Source organism: Salinicoccus carnicancri Crm, assembly GCF_000330705.1.
In the GTDB taxonomy this organism is placed as follows: Bacteria; Bacillota; Bacilli; order Staphylococcales; family Salinicoccaceae; genus Salinicoccus; species Salinicoccus carnicancri.
Window position 1 is genome coordinate 724,733 of record NZ_ANAM01000008.1, and the last position, 24,358, is coordinate 749,090.

The 24,358-nt window shown below is 47.8% G+C and carries 30 protein-coding genes and 1 riboswitch; of the genes, 1 reads left to right on the forward strand and 29 read right to left on the reverse strand.

Annotated features, from left to right (window positions below; translation table 11 throughout):
- The 4 genes from thiD to C792_RS0111495 form a co-directional block, all read right to left on the reverse strand.
- Complete coding sequence (gene thiD, locus C792_RS0111480; RefSeq protein ID WP_017549594.1) at positions 1–795, reverse strand: bifunctional hydroxymethylpyrimidine kinase/phosphomethylpyrimidine kinase; 795 nt, start codon at positions 793–795, stop codon at positions 1–3.
- The gene (tenA, locus tag C792_RS0111485) at positions 788–1,471 is read right to left on the reverse strand and encodes a thiaminase II (protein WP_017549595.1); all 684 of its coding nucleotides are present in this window, start codon (positions 1,469–1,471) and stop codon (positions 788–790) included. The genes thiD and tenA overlap by 8 nt, the downstream gene beginning before the upstream one ends.
- Before the next feature lie 72 nt (positions 1,472–1,543).
- Positions 1,544–1,642: riboswitch (TPP riboswitch) on the reverse strand.
- 116 nt (positions 1,643–1,758) lie between these two features.
- Positions 1,759–2,646 (reverse strand): transglycosylase family protein, encoded by an 888-nt coding sequence (locus tag C792_RS0111490; RefSeq protein WP_017549596.1) that lies wholly within the window; start codon positions 2,644–2,646, stop codon positions 1,759–1,761.
- 509 nt (positions 2,647–3,155) lie between these two features.
- Complete coding sequence (locus C792_RS0111495) at positions 3,156–3,749, reverse strand: single-stranded DNA-binding protein (protein ID WP_017549597.1); 594 nt, start codon at positions 3,747–3,749, stop codon at positions 3,156–3,158.
- A 191-nt stretch (positions 3,750–3,940) separates the two neighbouring features.
- Here C792_RS0111495 and C792_RS0111500 point away from each other — a divergent pair, with 191 nt between their 5' ends.
- Positions 3,941–4,366, forward strand: a complete 426-nt coding sequence (locus C792_RS0111500; protein ID WP_017549598.1) for a YwpF family protein — start codon at positions 3,941–3,943, stop codon at positions 4,364–4,366.
- Here the strand turns inward: C792_RS0111500 and fabZ are convergent, their stop codons facing one another.
- The 25 genes from fabZ to C792_RS0111625 all read right to left on the reverse strand — a co-directional run bounded on the left by fabZ (position 4,367) and on the right by C792_RS0111625 (position 24,342).
- Positions 4,367–4,810 carry a 3-hydroxyacyl-ACP dehydratase FabZ gene (gene fabZ, locus C792_RS0111505; protein ID WP_017549599.1) on the reverse strand — a complete coding sequence of 148 codons (444 nt, stop codon included), beginning with the start codon at positions 4,808–4,810 and terminating at the stop codon, positions 4,367–4,369. It abuts the gene before it with no gap.
- Positions 4,811–4,817: 7 nt separating this feature from the next.
- On the reverse strand, positions 4,818–5,006 hold the full coding sequence (locus C792_RS0111510; RefSeq protein WP_017549600.1) for a DNA-directed RNA polymerase subunit beta: 189 nt from the start codon (positions 5,004–5,006) through the stop codon (positions 4,818–4,820).
- Positions 5,007–5,018: 12 nt separating this feature from the next.
- Positions 5,019–6,314, reverse strand: coding sequence for a UDP-N-acetylglucosamine 1-carboxyvinyltransferase (gene murA, locus C792_RS0111515; RefSeq protein WP_017549601.1), 1,296 nt, complete (start codon positions 6,312–6,314; stop codon positions 5,019–5,021).
- 84 nt (positions 6,315–6,398) lie between these two features.
- A complete protein-coding gene (locus tag C792_RS0111520) occupies positions 6,399–6,629 on the reverse strand; it encodes a DUF1146 domain-containing protein (protein WP_017549602.1) in 231 nt (76 codons plus the stop codon).
- 40 nt (positions 6,630–6,669) lie between these two features.
- Positions 6,670–7,080 carry a F0F1 ATP synthase subunit epsilon gene (locus C792_RS0111525; protein WP_017549603.1) on the reverse strand — a complete coding sequence of 137 codons (411 nt, stop codon included), beginning with the start codon at positions 7,078–7,080 and terminating at the stop codon, positions 6,670–6,672.
- Positions 7,081–7,098: 18 nt separating this feature from the next.
- Entirely contained in the window at positions 7,099–8,511 is a 1,413-nt protein-coding gene (gene atpD, locus C792_RS0111530) for a F0F1 ATP synthase subunit beta (RefSeq protein ID WP_026090340.1), read from the reverse strand.
- Between the two features lie 25 nt (positions 8,512–8,536).
- Positions 8,537–9,412, reverse strand: a complete 876-nt coding sequence (atpG, locus tag C792_RS0111535) for an ATP synthase F1 subunit gamma (protein ID WP_017549605.1) — start codon at positions 9,410–9,412, stop codon at positions 8,537–8,539.
- A 32-nt stretch (positions 9,413–9,444) separates the two neighbouring features.
- Positions 9,445–10,953 (reverse strand): F0F1 ATP synthase subunit alpha, encoded by a 1,509-nt coding sequence (atpA, locus tag C792_RS0111540; protein WP_017549606.1) that lies wholly within the window; start codon positions 10,951–10,953, stop codon positions 9,445–9,447.
- Positions 10,954–10,970: 17 nt separating this feature from the next.
- Positions 10,971–11,513, reverse strand: a complete 543-nt coding sequence (gene atpH / locus C792_RS0111545) for an ATP synthase F1 subunit delta (RefSeq protein ID WP_017549607.1) — start codon at positions 11,511–11,513, stop codon at positions 10,971–10,973.
- Positions 11,513–12,028 carry a F0F1 ATP synthase subunit B gene (locus C792_RS0111550; protein ID WP_017549608.1) on the reverse strand — a complete coding sequence of 172 codons (516 nt, stop codon included), beginning with the start codon at positions 12,026–12,028 and terminating at the stop codon, positions 11,513–11,515. Before C792_RS0111550 ends, atpH begins: the two co-directional genes overlap by 1 nt.
- Positions 12,029–12,128: 100 nt before the next feature.
- Positions 12,129–12,344 (reverse strand): F0F1 ATP synthase subunit C, encoded by a 216-nt coding sequence (gene atpE / locus C792_RS0111555; RefSeq protein WP_026090341.1) that lies wholly within the window; start codon positions 12,342–12,344, stop codon positions 12,129–12,131.
- 52 nt (positions 12,345–12,396) lie between these two features.
- On the reverse strand, positions 12,397–13,131 hold the full coding sequence (gene atpB, locus C792_RS0111560) for a F0F1 ATP synthase subunit A (RefSeq protein WP_017549610.1): 735 nt from the start codon (positions 13,129–13,131) through the stop codon (positions 12,397–12,399).
- A gap of 13 nt (positions 13,132–13,144) precedes the next feature.
- Positions 13,145–13,495: a hypothetical protein gene (locus C792_RS0111565; protein WP_156811688.1), complete on the reverse strand. Its 351-nt coding sequence runs from the start codon at positions 13,493–13,495 to the stop codon at positions 13,145–13,147.
- Between the two features lie 150 nt (positions 13,496–13,645).
- Entirely contained in the window at positions 13,646–14,779 is a 1,134-nt protein-coding gene (gene wecB / locus C792_RS0111570) for a non-hydrolyzing UDP-N-acetylglucosamine 2-epimerase (protein WP_017549612.1), read from the reverse strand.
- 20 nt (positions 14,780–14,799) lie between these two features.
- Positions 14,800–15,429 carry a uracil phosphoribosyltransferase gene (upp, locus tag C792_RS0111575; protein ID WP_017549613.1) on the reverse strand — a complete coding sequence of 210 codons (630 nt, stop codon included), beginning with the start codon at positions 15,427–15,429 and terminating at the stop codon, positions 14,800–14,802.
- A gap of 59 nt (positions 15,430–15,488) precedes the next feature.
- Positions 15,489–16,724, reverse strand: a complete 1,236-nt coding sequence (glyA, locus tag C792_RS0111580; RefSeq protein WP_017549614.1) for a serine hydroxymethyltransferase — start codon at positions 16,722–16,724, stop codon at positions 15,489–15,491.
- Positions 16,725–16,755: 31 nt separating this feature from the next.
- Positions 16,756–17,301 carry a TIGR01440 family protein gene (locus tag C792_RS0111585; RefSeq protein ID WP_017549615.1) on the reverse strand — a complete coding sequence of 182 codons (546 nt, stop codon included), beginning with the start codon at positions 17,299–17,301 and terminating at the stop codon, positions 16,756–16,758.
- Positions 17,270–17,698 (reverse strand): ribose 5-phosphate isomerase B, encoded by a 429-nt coding sequence (gene rpiB / locus C792_RS0111590; RefSeq protein ID WP_017549616.1) that lies wholly within the window; start codon positions 17,696–17,698, stop codon positions 17,270–17,272. The genes C792_RS0111585 and rpiB overlap by 32 nt, the downstream gene beginning before the upstream one ends.
- A gap of 63 nt (positions 17,699–17,761) precedes the next feature.
- Complete coding sequence (locus tag C792_RS0111595; protein ID WP_017549617.1) at positions 17,762–18,169, reverse strand: arsenate reductase/protein-tyrosine-phosphatase family protein; 408 nt, start codon at positions 18,167–18,169, stop codon at positions 17,762–17,764.
- Positions 18,166–19,212 carry an L-threonylcarbamoyladenylate synthase gene (locus C792_RS0111600; RefSeq protein ID WP_017549618.1) on the reverse strand — a complete coding sequence of 349 codons (1,047 nt, stop codon included), beginning with the start codon at positions 19,210–19,212 and terminating at the stop codon, positions 18,166–18,168. The genes C792_RS0111595 and C792_RS0111600 overlap by 4 nt, the downstream gene beginning before the upstream one ends.
- Positions 19,213–19,214: 2 nt before the next feature.
- Complete coding sequence (gene prmC, locus C792_RS0111605; protein WP_017549619.1) at positions 19,215–20,066, reverse strand: peptide chain release factor N(5)-glutamine methyltransferase; 852 nt, start codon at positions 20,064–20,066, stop codon at positions 19,215–19,217.
- Positions 20,053–21,132 (reverse strand): peptide chain release factor 1, encoded by a 1,080-nt coding sequence (prfA, locus tag C792_RS0111610; protein ID WP_017549620.1) that lies wholly within the window; start codon positions 21,130–21,132, stop codon positions 20,053–20,055. The genes prmC and prfA overlap by 14 nt, the downstream gene beginning before the upstream one ends.
- A gap of 101 nt (positions 21,133–21,233) precedes the next feature.
- A complete protein-coding gene (rpmE, locus tag C792_RS0111615; RefSeq protein ID WP_017549621.1) occupies positions 21,234–21,449 on the reverse strand; it encodes a 50S ribosomal protein L31 in 216 nt (71 codons plus the stop codon).
- Between the two features lie 119 nt (positions 21,450–21,568).
- Complete coding sequence (gene rho / locus C792_RS0111620) at positions 21,569–22,885, reverse strand: transcription termination factor Rho (RefSeq protein WP_017549622.1); 1,317 nt, start codon at positions 22,883–22,885, stop codon at positions 21,569–21,571.
- Between the two features lie 188 nt (positions 22,886–23,073).
- Complete coding sequence (locus C792_RS0111625; protein ID WP_017549623.1) at positions 23,074–24,342, reverse strand: UDP-N-acetylglucosamine 1-carboxyvinyltransferase; 1,269 nt, start codon at positions 24,340–24,342, stop codon at positions 23,074–23,076.
- Between the last annotated feature and the right edge of the window lie 16 nt (positions 24,343–24,358).

Sequence of the window (24,358 nt, forward strand, 5' to 3'; positions counted from 1 at the left end):
TCATTCTCCTTTAAAGCTGAAATGATTGACCGGACCGTTGCCTTGTCCGATGCCGGGGCTATTTTTTATAGCTGATGTTATATATTTCTTTGCCGTCCTGAAACTTTCTTCCATCGTCTTCCCTTTGGCTAGTTCAGCTGTCATCACAGCTGAGAAAGTACACCCGGTACCGTGGGTATGGTTTGTATCGATGCGGAGGGAGGACACCGTTATCTCCCTGTCTCTCATAAACAGATAATCGACAGCATCCCCGTCAAGGTGGCCGCCCTTTATCGTTACACTCCGGATTCCAAGCTCGTCCAGGAAGATTTTGGCTGCCTTCCTCACACCGTGTTCATCATTGATTTTTATACCGGCAATTTTTTCCGCCTCATGTATGTTTGGTGTCACATTCGCGGCAAGCGGCAGGAGCGACTCTCTTAAAAATTCTACCGATTCCTTTTCAATCAGTGCGTCTCCGCTGGTCGCAATCATCACCGGATCTATGACATACGGGATATCATGTTTTCTCACGGTTGCTGCAATGACTTCCATCATTTCAACCGTCGCAATCATACCGCTTTTCATGGCGTGCGGCACTTCATCGCTGAAGATGCTGTGCAGCTGGCTCTCCAGAAAGTCAGCAGGTATATTATATACATCCTGCACCCCCATCGTGTTCTGGGCAGTCAGGGAAGTCACTGCTGCCATGCCGTATACGCCCCTCGAATGAAATGCCTTGCTGTCGGCAAGTATACCGGCACCGCCTGTAGGGTCGTTTCCGGCTACTGTCAGTGCAATCGGGAACTTATGCATTCACACCCACCTCCATCCATCTTTCTTTGGCTGCGGCCATATCGAAGAACCTCAGCTCATGTTCCGCACTCTCCATGAAATTTTTCCTGAGTACTGCCACTTCATCCTCAGACATCGTTTTGCTCTCATTGTCGATGATGTCAAACATGACCCCCACCGTCGCGTCCCTATCATTATCATAGAACTCAAACCATTTCCTGTAAGGGTGATCTTCTTCAAAATCATTGTTTTCAATGGCCAGCTCTGCAATCCGCCGGTACACGTATGGACATGGTGCCATCGCACTGAGAGTGAATGCAATATTGCCCCTTGCATACACATTATAATACATATGCTTTATATAATGATCCGCAGAGGGGAACCATTCACCCGATTCGATGATTTCTTCGTACGGCATGCCCACAGCCTGTGCCAGAGTCTCATGTGCTCCGCTCTCACCGTCGAACAGGAACTCCATCTGCCCCAGCAGATACTTTATCGTTTCCCTTGATCCGGTTTTGGCAGTCAGCATCGCATATATTTTTGCAAATTCATCCAGATACAGGGCATCCGCCTGCAGGTAATGGATGACAGAGCCCCTGTCCACATCCCCTCTGATCAGACCCTGTATGAAATCCCCATTGTAAATCTCATATATGATAGGTTCAGCGTCCATCATCAATTTGTCAGTAAGCATACTATGTCTCCTTTTTCATAAAATAAAACCCGTTTCCAGAAACAGGAAACGGGTTCAGGTAAATAGGCTCTATGCCGTACCGACCCGCTTCCCTACGCTGGTATTATCCAGATCAGGTCCGAGGGATCAGCCGGCCGGCCGTCTCAGCAAAAAGCACCCCTAGCGGTATTTCTATCCGATTAGTTCCAATATTAATAAACCTTCACGCCAAAGTCAATCGAATTGAAAAAGGCACCGGACGTATTCGCCTGGTGCCTGGGATGGTCATTCATATTGAAAATTTGGCATTACAGTCTTGAACCGCATACAGGCCAAGGCTGGGAACCTCTTTGGTCAAACAAAATCTGTGCTCTCTTAGTCTGTTCAGCTGCAGAAGCCTGGGATGGAAGTCCACTGCCGCCTACAGACTTCCAAGTCCGAACATCAAACTGGTAAAGACCGTGATAAAGGCCGTTGGAGCTTACAACACTCGAGTTTCCACCGGATTCACATTGTGCCAATGCTCCCCAGTTCTGCCCGCTGCTGTTTGCAGAAGTGGACTGGTTTTCAGTTTTCACCTGCTGTTTTTCCTGCTGTTTCTGCTGCTGTGCGGCTTTCTCAGCTGCTGCACGCTCTTCAGCTGCCTGTTCCTCTGCACGCTGCTGTGCGGCTTCTTCCTGAGCCTGCTGCTCGGCTGCAGCCTGTTCCTCTTGCTGTGCCTGGTTCTCTGCTTCATTTTGCTGTGCAGGCTCTTCTTCAACCTGCGGTGCTTCCACTGCCGGAGCCTGTTCTGCGTTTTCACCGGATACAGTGATTGTTTTTCCCGCAAAGATCAGGTCGGAGGACAGGTTGTTCCATGCCTTAAGGTCGGAGACTGTTACATTGAACTGCTGCGCAATTTCAAATAGAGTGTCGCCTGCCTTTATAGTATAGAGACCTTCTTCGGCCGTCTCGGTTTTTTCTTCTGACTGTTCTTCTGTTTTCTCTTCCCCGCCGATTTCCAGTACCTGTCCGGGCAAGATGATGTCTGAAGAAAGTTCGTTTGAACTTTTAATTGACTCTACTGAAGTATTGTTTTCCTGAGCAAGGCCCCATAGAGTATCACCCGTATCTACTGTATGGCTTGCCGCTTCTGCACTGTATGCGAGTGTTCCGGATACAGCAACTGCTGCACCTACTGTAAGTACCTTCTTCATAAGAATGATTTCCTCCCATTAATCGGTATGTAATATTTTAAGATTAAACATATTCTCTGTTAATCAACTAGGTAATACTATAGCAGACAAAATAATCCAGTAGGTTACAGTAATATAAAATGTTAAGCGTTTTTTTACAGTTGTGTTACAGTAAGATGTCCTCCGGAAGCTCATTGTTACAGTTAAATTCGATTTAAGTTCCACTTTTTTCATTTTCCATCCCCTAAAAAACTTTCATCCGTATTCCTCTGTCCTCAAACGCTGATATTTAAGCGTTTGTCAGGAATTTCATTGAACCTGATTAAAAAAACGAATCATCCTTATTATCTGACAGCCGTAACAATATAGGGACAGGCTGTAACAAAACATCCCAAGGAGAGATTTACAAGCCTGATAAACACAAAAAAGCCCTGCAGATTGCCTTTTCGCAGCTTTCAGCCTTCTGCAGGACGGGTGAGTAGTGTGTGAGTGTAGAATTTTCAAAGATAGGGTGGCGGTGCGGCTAACAACTATGCAAGTGCCTTTTCTTCATCGTGCTCATTCTCTTCATTTTCAGCATCGGTTTCTGCTTCTGTACTGGAAACGTCCATATCCGACGGCAGGGATACTTCACCAATGATTTTTTCAATGGCTTCCAGATGGTCATCCCGGCCGGATGTGAGCTGCTGGTCCCCGCCATCGTTCAGTACATGGACAGATTTCTGTGTGACAATATTATGATGGTCGTAATACCTGATGGCATCGCCGATCATTTTTGACGGGTTGCCCAGCTCCTTTTGGTCCGACATTTTCTGCGGCATCGGTTTTACGCTCTCCGCCCAGATTTCCATGCCGTATTCCTTTTCCCCATTCGGCTTTGTATGGGTCGTTGATGCAACTTGTCCGCTGACACACAGTATCTCGCCTTCCCTTGCCCTTGAAAGTACTCCAGGTATCGCCTTTCCGAACGCTTTGCAGTATATGAAGTGGATCTCCTTGCCCTTCCGCTCGTCCTTGGGCACACGTATCGTGGCAATGATGAAAGAATTTATACTTCCATTTGAAGTCTGGGACAGAGTAACATTCTTTACAAGCTCCCCGACCAGCAGAACTTTGTTCATCATCTTTTTCACCCCCTTCCTGTATACAAGATAAGCGGCGGTGAAATTTTCTGCAAACGGCGGATATTTGATTTTATCTGTGATTTCTATACAATTAAACTGTATCTGCAGTTATTTCTGCCTACGGCAGAATTTTATCACGCAATTATATATATTCTGCTGTTTTCAGCTCTACAATCGAAAGGGGTACATGAATGAAGTCTTTTAAGATTGTCGAAGTCAAGATTGAACGCGGAGGAAATTTCATCATCCTGGATCTCATTGACGGCATCATCATCAACAAGGAAACCAGCGAAGACTCATGGCTGCTGGAGATTTCCACATCACCTGATTTCAAGGATATACTCGAACCGTATGTGGAACAGGAGGTCAACCTGCTCGTCACCATTACCAGACCGACTAATGAACCGGCCAGATTCAAAGGTGTTTTCAATGAAATGAATGAGATTGATAACGCTGTCTCGCTGATTTTCACCGGGGATATCATTACACAGAATCCGAACTATGCAGAGAATCTGCTGGCACAGCTCATTGATGAAGGATTTGAAGGGGACGAACTGCTCAATGAGTTCACAGCAATGATGGAATCCAAGACAGAATTGAAAACATCCGATGATTGATTAATCATCGGATGTTTTTTTATCCTGTATAGCAAATGTGATTTCACATTTGCAGGCAATTTCACCGTCGACCATGGCGACTGCCTCGCCTTTTCCGATCGGACCTTTGATCTTTGTGATCTCCACAGTCAATTCCAGAGTATCCCCCGGCGTCACCTGCTTTTTGAACTTACATTTATCTATCCCGGCAAAAAATGCCAGTTTTCCTTTGAACTGCTCTTCCTGAAGCAATGCCACGGCCCCCACCTGCGCAAGTGCTTCTACGATAAGTACGCCCGGCATCACTGCATATTCAGGAAAATGCCCTGTGAAGAAAGGCTCATTCCCGGAAACTTGTTTGATGCCTGTACATTTTACTCCCGGCTCTAAATCCGTCACTCTGTCAATGAGCAGGAAAGGGGGACGGTGCGGGATGATTGCTTTGATCTGGTCATAAGTCAACATTTTAATATCATTCCTTGGTCAAATTGATGATGTGTTCCCAGGTCTCCAGACGGAATACTTCGATGGGATTATCGAGTATGCCAAATCCAATCATAAGTCCTACAAAAAAGACGATGACAGCGATATAGACAAATAGAAGGACCCGGACGATCAATGGGAATCTGCGGTGTACCAGTTTTTTAGATTGCTCCGCCATATTCATACCTCTTTACTTCTGTGTTACCGCACTTTTATGTGCAGTGTCATCACCCGTCCGTTCAATGTCTGCTCCAAGTTTTTCAAGTTTCTTATGGAAGTCGACATATCCGCGATCCAAGTGCTTAAGTTCAGTAACTACAGTATAACCATCTGCTGCCAAACCTGCAAGAATCAGGGCAGCTGCGGCTCTCAAGTCGGTCGCGCTCACTCTGCCGCCGTTCAACTGCCTGACGCCTTTGATGATGGCGTGATTTTCCTGCAGATCGATATCGGCATTCATTTTCGCGAACTCGTCAACGTGCATAAACCGGTTTTCAAAAATTGTTTCGGTGATGATGCTCACGCCATCCACCGTGGTAAGCAGCGCCATCATCTGACTCTGCATGTCAGTCGGGAAGCCGGGATGCGGCATCGTTTTCACCTGTATTGCTTTCAATTGCCCATCGGGTACTACACGCACGCTGTACTCACCTTCAGGTACAATGCGCACGCCCGTCTCTTCAAGCTTGGAAATCAGTGCAGTCATGTGTTCCGTCATTACATTTTCAAGCACAATCTCACTCTGAGTAATCGCGCCGGCAATCATGAATGTGCCTGCTTCTATGCGGTCTGGTATGACTGTATGTTCAGTTCCTCTGAGACGCTCCACACCTTCGATAGTGATATGTCCTGTACCGGCGCCCTGGACATTGCCGCCCATCGCGTTGATATAGTTGGCAAGATCCATGATTTCAGGTTCCCGGGCAACATTTTCAAGATGTGTCGTACCTTCTGCCAGGCTGGCTGCCATAATCAGATTCTGCGTGGCTCCGACACTTGGGAAATCGAGGTAGATCTTGGCTCCCTTCAGGCGGCCGTCAGCCATGCCCTCAAAGCTTCCATCCACGGTCCTGAAAGTGACACCCATTTTTTCAAGGCCCTTGATATGCTGTTCTACGGGTCTTGAACCGATAGCACATCCACCCGGCATCGCCACGTTGCAATATCCGTATCTTGCAAGCATGGGACCCATCACAAGCATGCTTGCCCGCATTTTGCTGACAAGATCAAACGGCGCTTTGCAGTCAATCTTCCCTCTGGCATCGATTTTGACTGAACCGTCTGCGCGTTCCACCTCGGCTCCCAGATATTTGAGCAGATCGGCAAGATTATCCACATCGGATAACAGAGGTACATTGATGAGTTTTGATACACCATCCTCTGCAAGCAGTGAAGCCGTCATTATCGGCAGCACTGCATTCTTCGAACCTTCTATTTTCACGGAACCAGACAGTCTGTTTCCACCCTTTACAATTATAGACTCCATAACAATCACTCCATACATTTAAATCACATTTTCACATTACACTATTCACTATTTTAAAGTTGTATAAACATGTTTGTAAAGTATTTAGTGGAACATCAGGGAAGCTTCCTGCACGAGCCTGAAGAAGTCCATAATGAAATTGCTTAATGCACTTCCAAGAAGTACCGCGAGCAGAATGAGGAAAAGACGTATCCTTCCCGTTTCCCCCCGCCGGAACCATCCGTCCACATTGAGTGCACCGAGTACCCGGAAGGCAAATATGACACAGAAAATATGAAGTACAATGTGTATGAAGGCAAGTTGTGAAATTAACATTTTTACCACCTTAAAAAACCCAGGCCGGAGCCTGGGTGATCTATGAACTGTGCTTTGCTATATCTATTCTGTTAGTCGCCCTTTTCAGAGCAAGTTCCGCGCGGAATCTGTCGATTTTCTCATCGCGTTCCTTAGCGAGCAGCGATTCTGCACGTTCTTTCGCAGCAACAGCCCGTTCAGTATCGATGTCACCTGCAAATTCACCAGCCTGAACAAGTACAGTCACTTTATCAGGACGGATTTCAACGAAACCGTCTGTCACTGCAAAATACTCAAAGCGTCCATCAACTTTTATGCGGAGGCCTCCGATTTTGAGTGCAGCTACTGTCGGGACGTGGCCGGCCATGACACCGAGCTCACCTTGTTTGGTCTGGAGTATGATGATTTCACAGTTCTCTTCGAAATGGACAGAACCATCAGGTGTTACTACATCCAGTGCAATTGTATTCATTTGCTAACCCTCCCGATTTTAAACTTCTACACCCATGTCGCGTGCTTTATCAAGCACATCTGAAATACCGCCGACAAGACGGAAGGCATCTTCGGGGATATTGTCATATTTACCGTCAAGGATTTCCCTGAAGTCCGCAACTGTCTGCGAAACTGGCACATATGAACCTTTCTGTCCCGTAAACTGCTCCGCAACGTGGAAGTTCTGTGACAGGAAAAACTGAATGCGGCGTGCGCGGTTTACAGTTTTCTTATCATCGTCGGAGAGCTCGTCCATACCGAGGATTGCAATGATATCCTGCAATTCACGGTATTTTTGGATTGTCGCTTGGACTTCACGCGCAACTTCATAGTGCTCTTCCCCGACAACAGCCGGTGTAAGTGCACGGGAAGTGGATGCGAGTGGATCCACCGCAGGGTAGATACCCATCTCGGAAAGGCTTCTTTCCAGGTTCGTCGTCGCATCAAGGTGTGCGAACGTCTGGGCCGGAGCCGGGTCGGTATAGTCATCCGCCGGTACGAATACTGCCTGGATTGAAGTTACTGATCCGACATTGGTAGATGTGATACGCTCCTGGAGCTGACCCATTTCTGTTGCGAGTGTCGGCTGATAACCAACTGCTGACGGCATGCGCCCGAGCAGGGCTGACACTTCTGAACCAGCCTGTGTGAAACGGAAGATGTTGTCGATGAACAGGAGTACGTCCTGTCCTTCTTCATCACGGAAGTATTCCGCCATTGTCAGGCCTGTAAGCGCAACACGCATACGTGCACCCGGCGGCTCGTTCATCTGGCCGAAGACCATTGCAGTCTTCTCGATTACTCCGGAATCTTTCATTTCATAATAAAGGTCGTTACCCTCACGTGTACGTTCTCCGACACCGGCAAATACTGAGATACCGCCGTGTTCCTGTGCGATGTTGTTGATCAGCTCCTGGATGAGGACTGTCTTGCCTACACCGGCACCGCCGAAGAGTCCGATCTTACCGCCTTTTGTATAAGGGGCAAGCAGGTCGACCACTTTGATGCCTGTTTCCAGGATTTCAACCTCAGTTTGCAGTTCATCAAATTTAGGCGCTTCACGGTGAATCGGATCTCTTCTCTCAGATTCAGGGATTGCATCCTCGAGATCAATATGCTCCCCCAGTACGTTGAACACGCGACCAAGAGTTACCTGACCGACCGGCACAGATATAGGCTTGCCTGTATTCGTTACTTCAGCACCGCGCTGTAAACCATCTGTCGAGCTCATCGCAATTGTTTTTACGACATTATCTCCGAGATGGAGCGCGACTTCAAGAGCCAGGGTGGTAGTCTCGCCGTCTTTTTCAACATCGACGAAAAGTGCGCTATTCAGTTCAGGAAGCTCTCCCTCGTTGAATCTAACGTCGACTACCGGTCCCATGACTTGAATTACTTGACCTAAAGCCATTAGATTTCCTCCTACTCATTCTTGTTTATTCGAGTGCAGCTGCGCCGCCCACAATTTCAGTGATTTCCTGAGTGATTGCCGCCTGCCTTGCACGGTTGTATTGCAATGTAAGATCATCAACCAATTCTTTGGCGTTGTCTGTTGCAGCCTGCATCGCTGTCATTCTCATGGAATGTTCACTTGCCTTGGCATCAAGCAGTGCGCCATATATTAGACTTTCCGCATATTGTGGAAGAATCGTTTCAAGGATCGACTCCTTGTCCGGTTCGAATTCATATGTTGAAAGGCTTGAAGCCTGTGATTGATTCGAAAGGTCACTGTCGGCAAGCGGCAGCACTTTCCTCATATCGACTTCCTGCTGCAGAACAGATATGAACCGGTTATATACAATATAAAGTTCATCAAATTCTTCACTGGAAAATGAAGACACCGCCTGCTGTGCAATTTCTTTCACACTGCTGAAATCAGGCTGGTCCGCCAGTCCGGTACGTGAATTCGCAACAGGGTAACCGCGGTTCTCCAGGAACTCGAGACCCAAGCTTCCGATTACAAACAAGTCGTAGGAGTCCGGATTGTTGTTATGACGTTCTTTTATTTCGTTCGTCACCATTTTCAGCACGTTGGCGTTGTACGGTCCTGCAAGACCGCTGTCCGCCGTGATTACAATATATCCTGTACGTTTGACCGGACGTTCCTCGAGCATAGGGTGGGAACTGGTCGTGTCGCCGGATGCGATGGCCTGTACCGCCTCCTGGATCTTGTCCATGTATGGCTGGAACTTCTTGGAGTTCTCCTCCGCCCGCTTGAGCTTGGAGTTCGCAACCATCTGCATCGCCCGAGTGATCTGACTCATCTTCTTAGTAGATCCGATACGGCCTTTTATTTCTTTTATTGAAGCCATGAATTCACCACCTTAATAATTATTCACCTTCATTACTTGGAAGGGTTGAATAGTTTCTTGAAGCTGTTTATCGCGCTTACAAACGCTTCATCATCAGGAAGCTGCTTCGTATCACGGATTCCGTCCAGCAGTTCCTGATTGTTGGAATCCAGCCAGCTGAGGAATTCATCTTCGAAACGCGTGATGTCCTGAACAGGGATATCATCGAGATGTCCGTTGACAAGTGCATACAGGATTGCTACCTGACGCTCTACTTTCAGCGGCTTGTTCTCGCCCTGTTTAAGCACTTCAACCGTACGCTGTCCACGGGCCAGCTTGGCAGCAGTCGCTTCATCAAGGTCCGAGCCGAACTGTGCGAACGATTCAAGTTCACGGAACGCTGCAAGGTCAAGACGCAGTGTGCCCGCAACTTTCTTCATCGCTTTGATCTGCGCAGAACCGCCGACACGTGATACTGAAAGTCCGGCGTTGATTGCCGGGCGCACACCTGAGAAGAACAGGTCCGACTGCAGGAATATCTGTCCATCTGTAATCGAGATGACGTTCGTCGGTACGAATGCACTGATATCCCCTGCCTGTGTTTCAATGAACGGGAGTGCAGTGATCGAACCGCCGCCAAGGTCATCGTTGAGTTTGGCCGCACGTTCGAGCAGACGGCTGTGGAGATAGAAGACATCACCCGGGTATGCTTCACGGCCCGGCGGACGGCGAAGAAGAAGTGACAGTTCACGGTACGCAGCTGCCTGTTTGGTCAGGTCATCATAGACGATGAGTACATGTTTTCCGTTGAACATGAATTCTTCTGCCATGGACACACCAGCATAAGGTGCGATATAAAGCATCGGTGCAGGCATTGAAGCACCTGCTGAAACAACGATCGTGTAATCAAGCGCACCGCTCTTGCGGAGTGTTTCCACAGTCGCACGGACAGTGGATTCTTTCTGGCCGATTGCTACATATACGCAGATCATGTCCTGGTCTTTCTGGTTCAGGATCGTATCGATCGCAACTGTCGTCTTACCTGTCTGTCTGTCACCGATGATAAGCTCACGCTGTCCGCGTCCGATCGGCACAAGTGCGTCAATCGCCTTGATCCCGGTCTGCAGCGGCTCATCAACCGATTTACGGTCCATGACCCCGGTTGCCGGGCTTTCGATTGGCCTTGTTTTTGTGGCGCCCAGCGGCCCTTTGCCGTCGATCGGCTGTCCAAGTGGATTCAGCACCCGGCCGATGAGTTCCTCACCGACAGGAACTTCCATGATGCGCCCTGTACGTTTGACTTCATCGCCTTCTTTGATATCATCATACGGTCCAAGAATTACGATACCGATATTGTTTTCTTCGAGGTTCTGGGCAAGCCCCAGAACACCGCTAGGAAATTCAAGCAATTCTCCAGCCATTGCATCATTAAGACCATGAGCAAGTGCGATACCGTCACCAACCTGGATGACTGTTCCCACATCGGATACTTTCATATCCGCTTCATAGTTCTCGATCTGGCTTTTAAGAAGAGCGCTTATTTCGTCAGCTTTAATTGCCATCAAATATCACTCCTTAATTAACTGATAGTCCGTTCATTGAACTGGTTTTTCAAGTCAGCGAGCTGTCCTCTCAGGGAACCATCATAGACCTTCGTTCCGATGAAGACCCTGATGCCGCCGATCAGTTTCTCATTTATTTTATTCTCGATGAGCAGTTTGGAAAAACCAGTTTTCCGAATGAACACCTTCCCGATGGAATCGATTTCTTCATCAGAAAGTTCGTATACTGATTCAATCACAACATGCTCCTGGTTGTAATGTGCGTTATATGCCTCTGTGAAGTGGGTGTGGACAGCTTCGATTTCAGACAGAAGATTCCTGTCCGACAGAATCAGCAGAAGATTGTAAAGTGGTTTCACAACACCGCTGAAGGCCTGTTCCACCGTTTCTTTGCGCTTATTTTTGGCGATCCTGGGATTGGCCATGAATTCTGTGAAATCGGGTGTTTTCCGTACTGCCTTTATCACTTCATCGAAATCAGACTTCACTTCATCAAGCTGGCCGCCTTCTGAGACACTGCTGTAAAGCGCCTGGGAATATTTTTGTGCTGAACCTGCCATTATTTATCCCCTGCTTCCTGCAAGTACCTTGAGATAAGATCTTTCTGATCCTCTTGATTGATTTCTTTGGAAATCATCTTCTCTGCAATCAGGACGGAAAGCTCCGACACCTGACTGTTGATATCACGTATTGCTTTTTCTTTTTCCCTTTCGATGTCAACTTTCGCGTCGTTCATCATCTGGTTGGCACGCGTGTTGGCATCGTGAATGATTGCTTCCTGCTCTTTTTTGGCCTGCTGTTTTGCATTGTCCATCATAGAAGAGATTTCAGCCTGCGTATCTCTCAGTACTGCTTCATTCTCTTCTTTGAGACGTACTGCTTCAGCCTTGCGCTGTTCAGCATCATCAATTTCTGTATGGATCAGGTTCTCTCTCTCGTCCATCACTTTTTTAAGCGGCTTCCATACAAAGTAGGAAAGGGCTCCGAGAAGGACCAGGAAAGTGACCAATTGTACCAGACTGCTTCCGATAGCTGTCGGAATTGTATCCGCAGCTCCTAAAATAAGAAATTCCACGTATGTACACTCCTTTCACGAGAGTTTCATTCTTTATTCATAGTCGACATAATAAGAGGGCGAAATCTTTGATAGAAGACTTCGCCAAATGTAACGATTCTTAGAACATGAACATAAGCATGAATGAAATAACAATCGCGATGATCGGAACGGCCTCAACAACACCGATACCGATGAACATGACTGTCATGAGCGGGCCACGTGCCTCGGGCTGGCGTGAAACCCCTTCTACTGTTTTGGAAACGATAAGACCGATACCGATACTTGCGCCGAGTGCCGCAAGACCTGCTGCAATACCTACTGCGAGTAAGTTCATCATAAGATATAGTTCCTCCTAATATTTTTGAATGATATTTAAAAATTATATATTAATGGTCATCGCTAACTTTATGGGATAGGTAGACCATTGATAACATAACAAAGATGAATGCCTGAATTGCACCGATATAGATTGAGAAGCCTTGCCAGACCATCATCGGGATAAACCCTCCGACAAAGCCTATTGCACCGCTCATCATGACTGTTGTGAGCAACGCCAGAAGAATCTCACCTGCATAGATGTTACCGTAAAGACGAAGCCCCAGTGTCAGGTTGTATGTGAATTCTTCAAGTATTTTGAAGGGCACCATAAATCCAAAAGGTTCTGCGTACGATTTGATGTATGCTTTCGTACCGCGCATCTTGACACCATAATAATGTGTCAGCACGATCATCACACTTGCCAGTGTCAGTGTGACAGCTGGATCCGCTGTTGGCGATTTCCACCAGAGTGTGTGGTTTTCATCAGGTGCCACGAAAGCGAATGGCAGTCCGAGGAAGTTCGAAACGGCTATGTAAAGAATCAGTGTCAGGGCCAGGAAGTGAAATCTTCCTCCTTGTTTCCACGCCATATTGCCGGAAATGATACCTTTAACGAAGTTCATCAGTACTTCCATAAGTACCTGGCTTTTTCCTGTCGGCCGCACCGCAATGTTCCTTGTCATGAAGAATGCAATCAGAAACACTATTAACGACGACACGATGATCATCAGGGATGTCGACAGGTCAAATGTTACAGGTAAACCAAAAACGTCAATTGTCCATAACGGAGTTCCATGTTCCATTTTCTCACCTCTTTCACTTCGTCAATTCTTTAATCGCACGGAAAATAATCATGATATAGCTGAGCAGAAGCCCGCCTGCTATACCGAAAATGCTGAATACGCCAGGGAATCTCACCCAGAAAAGACATGTAACTATTACAATCAGCAGCCGCGCAACAGTTCCGGTTCTTATTTTACCCTCGCTCCCGTAAGCTCTTTCAAGGTTGTAGTACCAGTTCCACAGCAGGAAAATGGACGCAATGGTGCCAAGGGCGAACCCGGCTGCAATGGAAGATTTGGTAAATAAATAGATGAGTAGGCTTAAAAACAGGGGAAAAAGTAAAAACTTCAGGAAATGTCTGTAAAATCGTCTGAAAAATGGCACTGTCAACACTGTCTCCTAGTGTGTTTTACGGCTGTGTCTGGAAACCGTTACATTACTCTTGTAATGATATATGAGTGCTTTTTTTATGTCAATAATATGTACGAAAATATTTGTCATGACGGCGTCTCCGACATATTATTGACATATTTTTCACACTCTGAAACTTTTCGGTTTTTCATTCAGTATTTCGTAATAATATTTTATGTTTTCACAGATGCGTTCCGAAGCGCGGCCGTCGCCATAAGGGTTCGCAGCCGAAGCCATTCTTTCGTACATCTCATCCTCTGTGAGGAGTTCTTTTGTCATGTTGTAGATATTTTCTTTCTGGATGCCGGCAAGTTTCAATGTGCCTGCCTCCACGCCTTCAGGACGTTCAGTCGTATCTCTCAGCACCAGCACCGGTTTGCCGAGTGAGGGTGCCTCCTCCTGTACCCCGCCAGAATCGGTGAGAATGATATGACTCTTTGCTGCGAAATTGTGGAAATCAAATACATCGAGCGGTTCAATGATCTCAATACGGTCATGATCTGAGAGATATTTGGCCGCGATTTCACGGACTTTTGGGTTTTTGTGGATCGGATAGACGACTGTCACATCATCGAATTCTTCAACAATCTCCCTTACGGCGCTGAAGATGTTCTCCATTGGCATGCCGATGTTCTCTCGCCTGTGCGCGGTGAGCAGAATCACTTTTTTGTCCTTATGCTTCTCGATGATTTCACTTTTGTATTCTTCATTGACGGTTGTTTTAAGTGCATCGATTGCTGTATTGCCTGTAACAGAAATATAAGTTTCGTCCTTGTTCTCTTTAAGCAGGTTTTCCCTCGATTGATCTGTCGGGGAGAAATGAAGGTCTGCAAGCACGCCCGTCATCTGACGGTTCATCTCTTCAGGGAATGGAGAATATTTGTTATAGGTCCTGAGCCCCGCTTCAACATGCCCGATATCGACTTCGTTATAAAATGCCGCCAGACTGCCGGCGAAAGTGGTAGTCGTGTCCCCGTGGACCAGAATCATATCCGGCTCTGCTTCCTTGATAACAGATTCCAGACCTTCAATCACCCTTCCAGTCACTTCAGAGAGCGTCTGTCCCTGTTTCATGATATTGAGGTCGAAATCAGCAGTGATTCCAAAAATATCCATCACCTGATCCAGCATCTCCCTGTGCTGCGCCGTCACTACCACGATCGGCTCAAGCTCCGGGTCTTTTTCCAGTTCCAGTACAAGCGGGGCCATTTTGATGGCTTCAGGGCGTGTACCAAAGATTGTCATGATTTTCTTCATTCTTTTTCTCCTTGTTGGTCCTATTTTGTTCCGAAAAGTCTGTCTCCGGCGTCTCCAAGTCCAGGTACAATGTAACTTTTCTCATTCAGTTTCTCATCCAGTGCAGCAATGTATATGTCCACATCGGGATGGGCCTCCTTCAATACCTCGACACCTTCAGGCGCTGCGATCAGGCAGATGAACCTGACTTTTGTTGCGCCGCGCTTTTTCACTGCTGTAATCGCCTCAACTGCAGACGCTCCGGTTGCGAGCATCGGATCGATGACAAAAATGTCCCTCTCTTCGATGTCGCCCGGGAATTTGGCATAGTATTCGATTGCTTCCAGCGTCTCAGGATCTCGGTACAGTCCGATATGCCCCACCCGGGCAGAAGGTATCAGCTTCAGTATACCCTCCTGCATTCCAAGACCGGCACGGAGTATGGGAACAATCCCCAGCTTTTTGCCGCTCAGCCTTTTTGCCGTCGTCCTCTGAACGGGGGTGTCCACCTTGACATCCTCCAGTGACAGATCACGCGTCACTTCATATGCCATCAGCATACCGACTTCATCGACAAGTTCCCTGAACTCCTTTGTAGATGTCTTCTCATCACGGATATAACTCATTTTGTGCTGGATCAACGGGTGGTCCATTACTTGCACTTTGGACATAGTGTCCCTCCTGTCTTCTCAATTGTGCCGGAATAAGTGATCTTATTCCGGCATCCTTTTTATTGGTATAGTGGGTATTTGCCGGTCAGAGCGGATACTCTGTCTTTGAGTTCAGCGAACTCCTGGCCATTTTTGACAGCAGTAAGCACTTCTGCCATAAGGTCTGCCACTTCTCTCATGTCATCCTCATTGAAACCGCGCGTTGTCATCGCCGGTGTACCGAGACGGATACCGCTTGTGACAAACGGGGATTCCTCATCAAAAGGAATCGTGTTCTTGTTGCAGGTGATGCCGACTTCATCCAACGCTTCCTCCGCCTGCTTGCCTGTCAGGCCGAATGTCTTCACATCAACGAGCAGGAGATGTGTATCCGTGCCGCCGGAGACAACGCGCAGCCCTTTCTCCGTCAGCCTATCAGCAAGCGTACGGGCATTTTTGATGACCTGTTCCTGGTAGACTTTGAAGTCAGGGTTCAATGCTTCGCCAAACGCTACAGCTTTCGCTGCAATGACGTGCATCAGCGGCCCCCCCTGGATACCCGGAAAGATATTTTTGTCAATTTTCTTGGCAAACTCATCTTTTGTGAGAATCAGCCCGCCGCGTGGTCCTCTCAGCGTCTTATGTGTTGTGGAAGTGACGAAATCTGCATGCGGTACCGGATTCGGATGAATGCCTGCTGCAACCAGTCCGGCGATATGTGCCATATCCACCATCAGATAGGCACCGACTTCATCTGCAATTGCACGGAACTTGCTGAAATCGATTGCTGTTGAATAAGCACTTGCACCGGCAACAATCATTTTCGGCTGGTGCTCCTTCGCCTTCGCGAGCACATCCGCATAATCGATCTGTTCATCTTCCTCTTTCACTCCGTAATCGACAAAGTTGAAAAGTTTACCGCTGAAGTTGACCGGACTTCCGTGTGTGAGATGTCCGCCATGATCCAGTTTCATACCGAGCACTGTATCCCCCGGCTCAAGCACTGAGAAGTAAACAGCCATATTTGCCTGTGATCCGGAGTGCGGCTGCACATTGGCATGGTCTGCTCCAAATAGTTCTTTTGCACGTTCACGTGCAAGGTCCTCGACTACATCCACATGTTCACAGCCGCCGTAATAGCGCTTATGCGGGTAGCCTTCTGCGTATTTGTTGGTCAATGTTGAACCTTGTGCTTCGAAAACAGCTTTTGATACAAAGTTCTCCGATGCAATCAATTCAATATTATTGTTCTGACGATCAAACTCCGATTCCATCGCTTCAAAAAGTTTTGGGTCCTGTGACTCGATATGTGACATATTCTCTCTCCTTAGAACTTGAAATTTATTATTAATAGTGCGCTCTTGGCCCACCAATTAATTTCGGTCTGGAAAATGCTATGGTTACATTCGCGCTGCCCACCGTCTTCTGCTCCGTCCTGAACGGAACAGCGACATGGCGCACATGCATGCCGATCAATGTCTGTCCAATGTCAATGCCGCGGTCAGCCGTCACATGCTCGACGACTGCCGGGTTGCCCAGGTGCTCATAGGCGTATTCACTCAGGCTCCCCCCGGCTCTCCTGTGCGGCACGACATTTACAATCTCGTAACCTCGTTTTTTTGCAACACCCCGGTCAAGGGTCACGGCACGGTTGATATGTTCGCACCCCTGGAACATGATGTTGATCTCAAACTTTGCTGCAACTTCGCTAAACGCATCAAATATCAGTTCCGCGACTTCCATCGAGCTGTGCTTTCCGATGTGGTGACCGATCACTTCGGATGTCGAGCATCCGATGAGCAGGTCTTCTCCCGGAACAAAAAAATCTGCATCTTCAAGATTTTCAATCAAAGCATCGATATCATTCTTCAATCTTGCAAACTCTCCGTTCATGCCTGCCACCTTCATATTCAGTATTCAGCCAAATATCGACAATATCATTCGCCAGCCCGGAGCCGATCACTCTCTCCCCCATAGCCAGCATATTCGAGTTGTTATGCTGTCTTGTTGCTTTTGCCGAAAAGCTGTCGTGTACAAGGGCACAGCGGATGCCCTTTACTTTATTCGCCGCTATGCTCATCCCTATGCCTGTGCCGCAGATGAGGATTCCGCGGTCAAAATCACCGTCTGCAACTTTCTCCGCGACCGGTTTTGCGTAATCAGGATAGTCAACAGATTCACTTGAATCCGGACCGAAATCCGTAATGTCGACACCTTTTTGCACAAGGGCTTCAACAATCGTCCTTTTGAGATTTATACCACCGTGATCCGAAGCAATGACAATTTTCATAAATCCACCTCTTTGCTGATATTATATATCAAATATGCACGCAGCCAAATAATTTATAAATTTCTACAGATTAAATTTATCGATATATGACTTAAGTTGATTGTACACTAATTCGTATTCCTTCACAGACCTGCCATAGGGATCCGATATCGGTTTTTTTGTCCCTTCCGCAAATTCACTGATCATCCTCACGTCCGCACCCGGATAGCGCTGTATGACCATCATCTTGTGTTCTTCAGTCATGGTGAGAAGCAGGCTGTCCTTTACATCTTCCGGCCTCAGCTGTGAAGGGAGGGAAGGCGGTACAAGCGACTCACGTTCGATTATATCAATAGTCTCACTGCTTGTTTTACCGGAAAACACCATCAGTCCCCGCGATTCAAACTCTCCACCCTCAAATTTTGTCCTGGCGTAGCTTTCAGCAAGCGGGCTTCTGCATGTATTCCCGGTACATATGAATACTATCTTCATAGATGATCATCCTTAATCACTTCGTCCCCCGCCGCCTTGTATATCCGGTTCATCAGCGCCTCAGTTTCATCATTTTTGGGGAAACCGTGTATATAGATAAGATCGACATCTGATTTATCCATCCGCCTGAGTGCGGCATAGAGGTTCCTTGCCGCCTCCCGGTAATTTTCATCGTGCGAACAGAGGCTTATGAAATAGGACCCTTCCGGAATGAAGCTCCTGCAGTTCTCGGGAGCGATGATCCCTACTTTTTTATCGTCACCCGCTTCAATATGCGTATTGTTCTTCAGACCGCCCTCGAGGACTGCAAGGGGCTGGCGGGGGGCATAATGCTTATATTTCATGCCCGGGGATATCGGTTTCTCTGAATCTGAGACATGCCGGTCCACTGTTTCCTTCAGCACATTTTCAAGCTCCTCCTTGGTGATGCTGCCCGGCCTTGCTACACGGTAGGGATACTGCGTGCAGTCGAGGACCGTACTCTCCAGGCCGTATGTCGCCGGATCACTTTCCACGACACCGTATACTTTTCTGTTCAAATCATCAATAACATGCCGGTACTCTGTGGGTGATGGTTTGCCGCTCAGATTTGCACTCGGCGCCGCGAGCGGGAATCCAACGTGCTCAAGTATCGCATGACCCACGGGGTGGCTCGGCATCCTCACAGCCACAGAGTTCAGCTCCGCTACAGTATTGCCTGCGAGCATGCTGCCCTTCAACGGAAGTATGAATGAGATCGGCCCCGGCCAGAAATGGTTCATCAGGGACTGGACTTTGGGGTCGAGCGGCTCTGTAAAGTCTTTCAGTTGTTCCATGCTGTGTATGTGGACGATGAGCGGGTTGTCGCCGGGGCGTCCTTTTGCCGAAAATATTTTATGGATGGCTTCAGAGTTTCTCGCATCCCCTGCGAGGCCGTATACTGTTTCGGTGGGAATACCGACAACTTCACCATAGGTAAAAGCTGTTCTGATTTCATCTAGTTTCTCTCTTGTGCTCTTGTCTTTTAGCTGGTCGATATAGATTTCCCAAACTTTTGTATCCATTTTCAATCCTCCCACCTGAAAAAAAGTATCCTGTCCTGCCCATTCATATCTTTTTTAAGCTGTGGCCGGGTCTTCGGCCAGACCTTTCTGATATAGCTGCTGAGCGCCGTGTACTGCCGCCAGCCAATCTCAAAATAGACTGTGCCGCCCTTGGCCAGTACAGCGGGCAGTCCGTCTATCATCTTTTTATATAGTGCCAGGCCTCTGTCATCCGCAAATAGTGCCAGATGCGGTTCATGCCGGTAGACAGAAGCATCCATCTCACCTTTTTCATCATACGCTATATATGGAGGATTAGACACGATGCAGTCAACCATTATTCCTCTCTCTGTCAACGGTTCAAACAGACTCCCGCAAAAAATTTCCGGCGACACCCCCAACTCTTCCGCATTCTCCTCTGCCACTTCAAGCGCACCAGGCGATACATCCGTCAGCACCACCCGGTTTTTGTCCCAGTGTTTTTGCAGCAGGAGACCGATGGCACCTGTACCCGTCCCGATATCCGCAACAGTCCTGCCGTCGTCGGGCTCCTGATGCAGCACAAACTCAACCAGTTCCTCTGTTTCATTCCTCGGGATCAGCGTATTTCCATCCACTTTCATTTTATATCCGTAGAACCAGCAGAAGCCTGTCACATATTGATATGGCTCGCCGGCGGCAGCCCTTGTGACCGCCTTTTCAAATTTCCTGCGCCGCTCCCCCGGGACTTCCTCATCACCGTGCAGCATAAGATATGTGCGGTCGATACCGAAGAGATCCTCCAGCAGAAGTGACGCAATCCTCGGTTCTCTGTGAGATAAAATTAAAGAGGCTTCCGCCTCTTTGATCATTTTTTTGTAACTATAGTGTTGCATTGTTCAACTCTTCCAGTTTACTTGTCTGTTCCTCGATGGTCAGCGCATCGATCACTTCATCAATTTTCCCTTCAATAATCTGATCGAGCTTCTGTATGGTCAGTCCGATGCGGTGGTCTGTAACACGGTTCTGAGGATAGTTGTATGTCCTGATACGTTCCGAGCGATCCCCGGTCCCTACAGCACTTTTCCTCTTTTCTGCATATTCCGCATGGGCTTCCTGCTCTTTCAGATCATATATGCGCGCCTTCAGCACCTTCATCGCGCGCTCACGGTTCTTGATCTGGGATTTTTCATCCTGCGATGTCACGACCACTCCTGTCGGGAGATGTGTAATCCTGACGGCGGAATCGGTCGTATTGACGTGCTGACCGCCCGCACCGCTTGAACGGTACGTATCGATTTTCAGGTCTTCATTGCGGATATCCACTTCGACATCTTCAACTTCCGGCAAAACCGCAACTGTTGCGGTCGAAGTGTGGATACGCCCTCCTGATTCCGTCTCGGGCACGCGCTGCACACGGTGTGCACCATTCTCATATTTCAGCTTTGAGAATGCACCCTGTCCCTGGATCAGGAAACTGATCTCCTTGTAGCCACCCTGATCGTTCGAATGTGCTTCGACGACTTCCGTTTTCCACCCCTGGTCTTCAGCAAACCTTGAATACATCCTGAACAGGTTACCCGCAAAAATCTGCGCCTCGTCGCCGCCTGCAGCACCACGGATTTCCATGATGACATTCTTATCATCATTCGGATCTTTAGGGATGAGTTCAAGCTTCAGTTTTTCCTCCAGTTCTGGAATACGGGATTTCGCTCCCGAAAGTTCCTCTTTGAGCATATCGATCATTTCTTTATCATCAGTTTCATTCATCATCTCTTCGGACTCTTCAATCGTTTCCTTCTGAAGCTTATATTCCCTGTATATATCCACAGTTTTCTGAAGATCGCTCTGTTCCTTGGAATACTCCCTCAGCTTATCTGAATCACTGACTACATCGGGATCACTCAGCAGTTCATTCAGCTGCTCGTAACGATTTTCTATGATTTCAAGTTGATCATACATAAATTTTCACCTTTTTCGTCCTTTAATCCTGTTAATTATATCATATTTCAGACATAAAAAAACTGCATTGAAGTACAACTTCAATGCAGTCATTTCCGCTATTATTCGTTTGCGCTTTTGAAACCGAATTTTTTGTTGAATCTCTCAACACGGCCATCTGCAGATGCGAATTTCTGACGTCCAGTGTAGAATGGATGGCATTCAGAGCATACTTCTACTTTGATGTCCTCGTTGTTTACTGAACCTGTTTCGAATTCGTTACCGCAAGAGCATACAACTTTGACTTTGTTATATTCCGGATGAATTGCTTGTTTCATTACTTTCAGCTCCTTTGCCCTGAACCATCTGGAACAGAGTTGATTAGTGGCAGCCGCCACTTCGACATTAATATATTATACACCCTGCAGTGTAAAAAATCAAGGGATGCATTTTTCTTTTAAATGACTGGTTTCCCTGTATTCTGGGAAGACAGCATACGCTGCCTCAGAACATCGAAAAACTCTTCGTTGGTCTTCGTCTGCTTCAATATCCTGAGGAACCTTTCAGTGAAGTCCGGTGCATCAGTGAACAGATTTCTCAACTGCCAGAGTACATCGAGCGCTTTTTTATCAAGCAGCAGTTCTTCCTTCCTTGTGCTGGAGCGTCTGATATCGATCGCCGGATAGATGCGGCGCTCGCTCAGGTTCCGGTCCAGATGAAGTTCCATGTTTCCGGTCCCTTTGAACTCCTCATAGATGACGTCATCCATGCGGCTTCCGGTATCCACGAGTGCTGTGGATAGGATCGTCAGGCTTCCACCCGCCTCGATGTTACGCGCGGCACCGAAGAAATGTTTCGGACGGTGCAGGCTTGCGGGGTCCAATCCACCGGAGAGTGTCCTGCCGCTCGGAGGGATCACCAGGTTATATGCACGGGCAAGCCTTGTGATGGAATCCATCAGAACAATGACATCCTCCCCCATTTCCACAAGCCTTTTCGTGCGTTCGAGCAGCAGTTCAGCAACTTTCACATGGTGTTCCGGCGGTTCGTCAAAGGTAGAATGGACCACTTCGGCATCTTCAACCGAACGTTCAAGATCCGTCACCTCTTCGGGACGTTCCCCGATCAGCAGTATAAACAGTTTCGCATTCGGATGATTTTCAGTGATTGCATTGGCGATTTCCTTAAGCAAAGAAGTCTTACCTGCTTTTGGCGGGGCAACGATCATACCACGCTGACCAAAACCGATCGGGGTGACGAGGTCCATTATGCGTGTGGACAGATCATTCGATTTATTTTCCAGATGGATGCGTGTATCTGGATAGAGCGGAGTCAGTGCCTGGAAATGGGGTCTTTTCTTCACATCTTCTGCGTTCTGGTCGTTTATGAAATCGACCTGCAGCAGTCCGTAATATTTTTCGCTGTCTTTGGGACGGCGTACCTTGCCGGTGACCTTGTCACCTTTTTTCAGTTCGAATCTGCGGATCTGTGATGCCGAGATGTAGATATCCTTCTCCCCTTTTGAGAAGTTCACTGTTCTCAGGAATCCGTAGCCGTCCTGCTGGATATCATCCAGAACCCCTTCCATGTAATAGTTGCCTTCCTTTTCCATTTCGGCTTCCATTATTGCCAGGACCAGCTCTTTTTTATTAAGCCGGCTGTAATTGGTGAGTCCCAATTCTTTGGCACGTGCTGTCAGTTCTTTCGTATTGTTCTTTTTATAGAGTGCATCAAAGGATTCATATTTCAACCCTTTCTTTTCTCGCTCTGCCATAAATTCACTTCACTTTCATATAGTAGGGACCCTCGGATAATCCAGAGGTTTTAAACAAGTGGAAACTTTTGAGTTTTTGACAATTTCATATTCTACACCATAAACATTTAAAATGAAAGAAGTGGTGGAGATGGACAAAATTTATACAAAAACTGCCGGCTCATCCAAAGTGAGCCGGCAGTTCATGATCAGTCCCCGGAGATTTCCTCACGCCATATATCAGCACCGAGTATATCCAGTTTCCTGACGATGTCCGTATAGCCGCGGTCGATATGGCTGACGTTATGGATTGTAGTGATCCCGTCGGCAAGCAGGCCGGAGATGAGGAGGCAGGCCCCCGCCCTCAGGTCGCTTGCATAGACATCTGCACCTTTGAGTTCTGACGGATAGACAAGCGCCGAACCGCCTTTCTGCTCAATTTTGCCGTCCATCCGGTTCAATTCATCGACGTGCCGGAACCTCGCCGGATAGATTGTTTCTGTTATTTTACTCACGCCATCCGCTTTGAACAACAATGGGGTGAGCGGCTGCTGGAGATCTGTGGCAAACCCGGGATAGACCTGGGTCTTCACCGACACCGGCCTGTATTCATCGGGTTTTGTAATCGTTGCGTAGTCATCCCCGATTTTAATCTTTACACCTAGCTCCTCAAGCTTTGCAGTCAGTGACTCCATGTGTGTCGGAATGATATTGCGGACGGTGAAACTGTCCCCTGCAGCTGCACCCGCAATCATGTAGGTACCGGCTTCGATCCTGTCGGGGATGATATTGTGTGTAGTACCATGCAATTCTTCGACACCGTTGATCTTGATAGTGTCCGTACCTGCTCCACGTACATCCGCTCCCATATTGTTCAGCAGGGAGGCCACATCCACGATCTCCGGTTCTTTCGCCACGTTTTCAAGGACCGTGCGCCCTTTGGCGCAACTGGCCGCAATCATCAGGTTGATTGTTGCGCCGACGGACACCACATCGAAGAAGATCTTTGTACCCTTCAATTCTTCAGCCACCAGATACATCGCCCCGTGCTCATTGGTCACTTTGGCACCGAGTGCTTCGAATCCTTTGATGTGCTGATCGATCGGACGCGGGCCGAGCGGGCACCCTCCCGGCAGGCCGATCACACATTTCTTGAAACGTGCAAGCATTGCCCCCATCATATAATAGGAGGCACGCAATGACTGCACCTTTGTGTTCGGCAGTGGCATATTCTCAGCCTCTTCAGCATTGATTTTCAGCACAGTACCGTCGAGGTCCGTTTTTATATTGAGGTCATTCAGAAGGCTCATCAATGTCCCGACATCCGAGATTTCCGGAAGCCCCTCTAGCACCACCTCTCCTTTTCCAGCCATCAGTGACGCAGGGATGAGTGCTACTGCACTGTTCTTTGCACCGCTGATTTCGACTTCGCCGGAGAGGGTCCTGCCTCCCCTGACTTTTATCACTTCTTTACCCATAATCCTTCTCCTTATA

Excerpts from the sequence above, each read along its gene's own strand:
- C792_RS0111510 (WP_017549600.1), bottom strand. The coding sequence starts at position 5,006 with ATGGCGGAGCAATCTAAAAAACTGGTACACCGCAGATTCCCATTGATC.
- prfA (WP_017549620.1), bottom strand. The coding sequence starts at position 21,132 with ATGTATGATCAACTTGAAATCATAGAAAATCGTTACGAGCAGCTGAAT.
- C792_RS0111595 (WP_017549617.1), bottom strand. The coding sequence starts at position 18,169 with ATGAAGATAGTATTCATATGTACCGGGAATACATGCAGAAGCCCGCTT.
- glyA (WP_017549614.1), bottom strand. The coding sequence starts at position 16,724 with ATGTCACATATCGAGTCACAGGACCCAAAACTTTTTGAAGCGATGGAA.
- C792_RS0111490 (WP_017549596.1), bottom strand. The coding sequence starts at position 2,646 with ATGAAGAAGGTACTTACAGTAGGTGCAGCAGTTGCTGTATCCGGAACA.
- atpG (WP_017549605.1), bottom strand. The coding sequence starts at position 9,412 with ATGGCTTCAATAAAAGAAATAAAAGGCCGTATCGGATCTACTAAGAAG.
- atpA (WP_017549606.1), bottom strand. The coding sequence starts at position 10,953 with ATGGCAATTAAAGCTGACGAAATAAGCGCTCTTCTTAAAAGCCAGATC.
- C792_RS0111495 (WP_017549597.1), bottom strand. The coding sequence starts at position 3,749 with ATGATGAACAAAGTTCTGCTGGTCGGGGAGCTTGTAAAGAATGTTACT.
- atpB (WP_017549610.1), bottom strand. The coding sequence starts at position 13,131 with ATGGAACATGGAACTCCGTTATGGACAATTGACGTTTTTGGTTTACCT.
- atpE (WP_026090341.1), bottom strand. The coding sequence starts at position 12,344 with ATGAACTTACTCGCAGTAGGTATTGCAGCAGGTCTTGCGGCACTCGGC.
- wecB (WP_017549612.1), bottom strand. The coding sequence starts at position 14,779 with ATGAAGAAAATCATGACAATCTTTGGTACACGCCCTGAAGCCATCAAA.
- rpiB (WP_017549616.1), bottom strand. The coding sequence starts at position 17,698 with ATGAAAATTGTCATTGCTTCGGATCACGGTGGTATAAATCTCAAAAGG.
- atpH (WP_017549607.1), bottom strand. The coding sequence starts at position 11,513 with ATGGCAGGTTCAGCACAAAAATATTCCCAGGCGCTTTACAGCAGTGTC.
- C792_RS0111520 (WP_017549602.1), bottom strand. The coding sequence starts at position 6,629 with ATGTTAATTTCACAACTTGCCTTCATACACATTGTACTTCATATTTTC.
- C792_RS0111525 (WP_017549603.1), bottom strand. The coding sequence starts at position 7,080 with ATGAATACAATTGCACTGGATGTAGTAACACCTGATGGTTCTGTCCAT.
- fabZ (WP_017549599.1), bottom strand. The coding sequence starts at position 4,810 with ATGTTGACTTATGACCAGATCAAAGCAATCATCCCGCACCGTCCCCCT.
- rpmE (WP_017549621.1), bottom strand. The coding sequence starts at position 21,449 with ATGAAACAAGCAATTCATCCGGAATATAACAAAGTCAAAGTTGTATGC.
- prmC (WP_017549619.1), bottom strand. The coding sequence starts at position 20,066 with ATGCAACACTATAGTTACAAAAAAATGATCAAAGAGGCGGAAGCCTCT.
- murA (WP_017549601.1), bottom strand. The coding sequence starts at position 6,314 with ATGGAGTCTATAATTGTAAAGGGTGGAAACAGACTGTCTGGTTCCGTG.
- tenA (WP_017549595.1), bottom strand. The coding sequence starts at position 1,471 with ATGCTTACTGACAAATTGATGATGGACGCTGAACCTATCATATATGAG.
- C792_RS0111500 (WP_017549598.1), top strand. The coding sequence starts at position 3,941 with ATGAAGTCTTTTAAGATTGTCGAAGTCAAGATTGAACGCGGAGGAAAT.
- rho (WP_017549622.1), bottom strand. The coding sequence starts at position 22,885 with ATGGCAGAGCGAGAAAAGAAAGGGTTGAAATATGAATCCTTTGATGCA.
- thiD (WP_017549594.1), bottom strand. The coding sequence starts at position 795 with ATGCATAAGTTCCCGATTGCACTGACAGTAGCCGGAAACGACCCTACA.
- C792_RS0111625 (WP_017549623.1), bottom strand. The coding sequence starts at position 24,342 with ATGGGTAAAGAAGTGATAAAAGTCAGGGGAGGCAGGACCCTCTCCGGC.
- upp (WP_017549613.1), bottom strand. The coding sequence starts at position 15,429 with ATGTCCAAAGTGCAAGTAATGGACCACCCGTTGATCCAGCACAAAATG.
- C792_RS0111585 (WP_017549615.1), bottom strand. The coding sequence starts at position 17,301 with ATGAACGGAGAGTTTGCAAGATTGAAGAATGATATCGATGCTTTGATT.
- atpD (WP_026090340.1), bottom strand. The coding sequence starts at position 8,511 with ATGGCTTTAGGTCAAGTAATTCAAGTCATGGGACCGGTAGTCGACGTT.
- C792_RS0111600 (WP_017549618.1), bottom strand. The coding sequence starts at position 19,212 with ATGGATACAAAAGTTTGGGAAATCTATATCGACCAGCTAAAAGACAAG.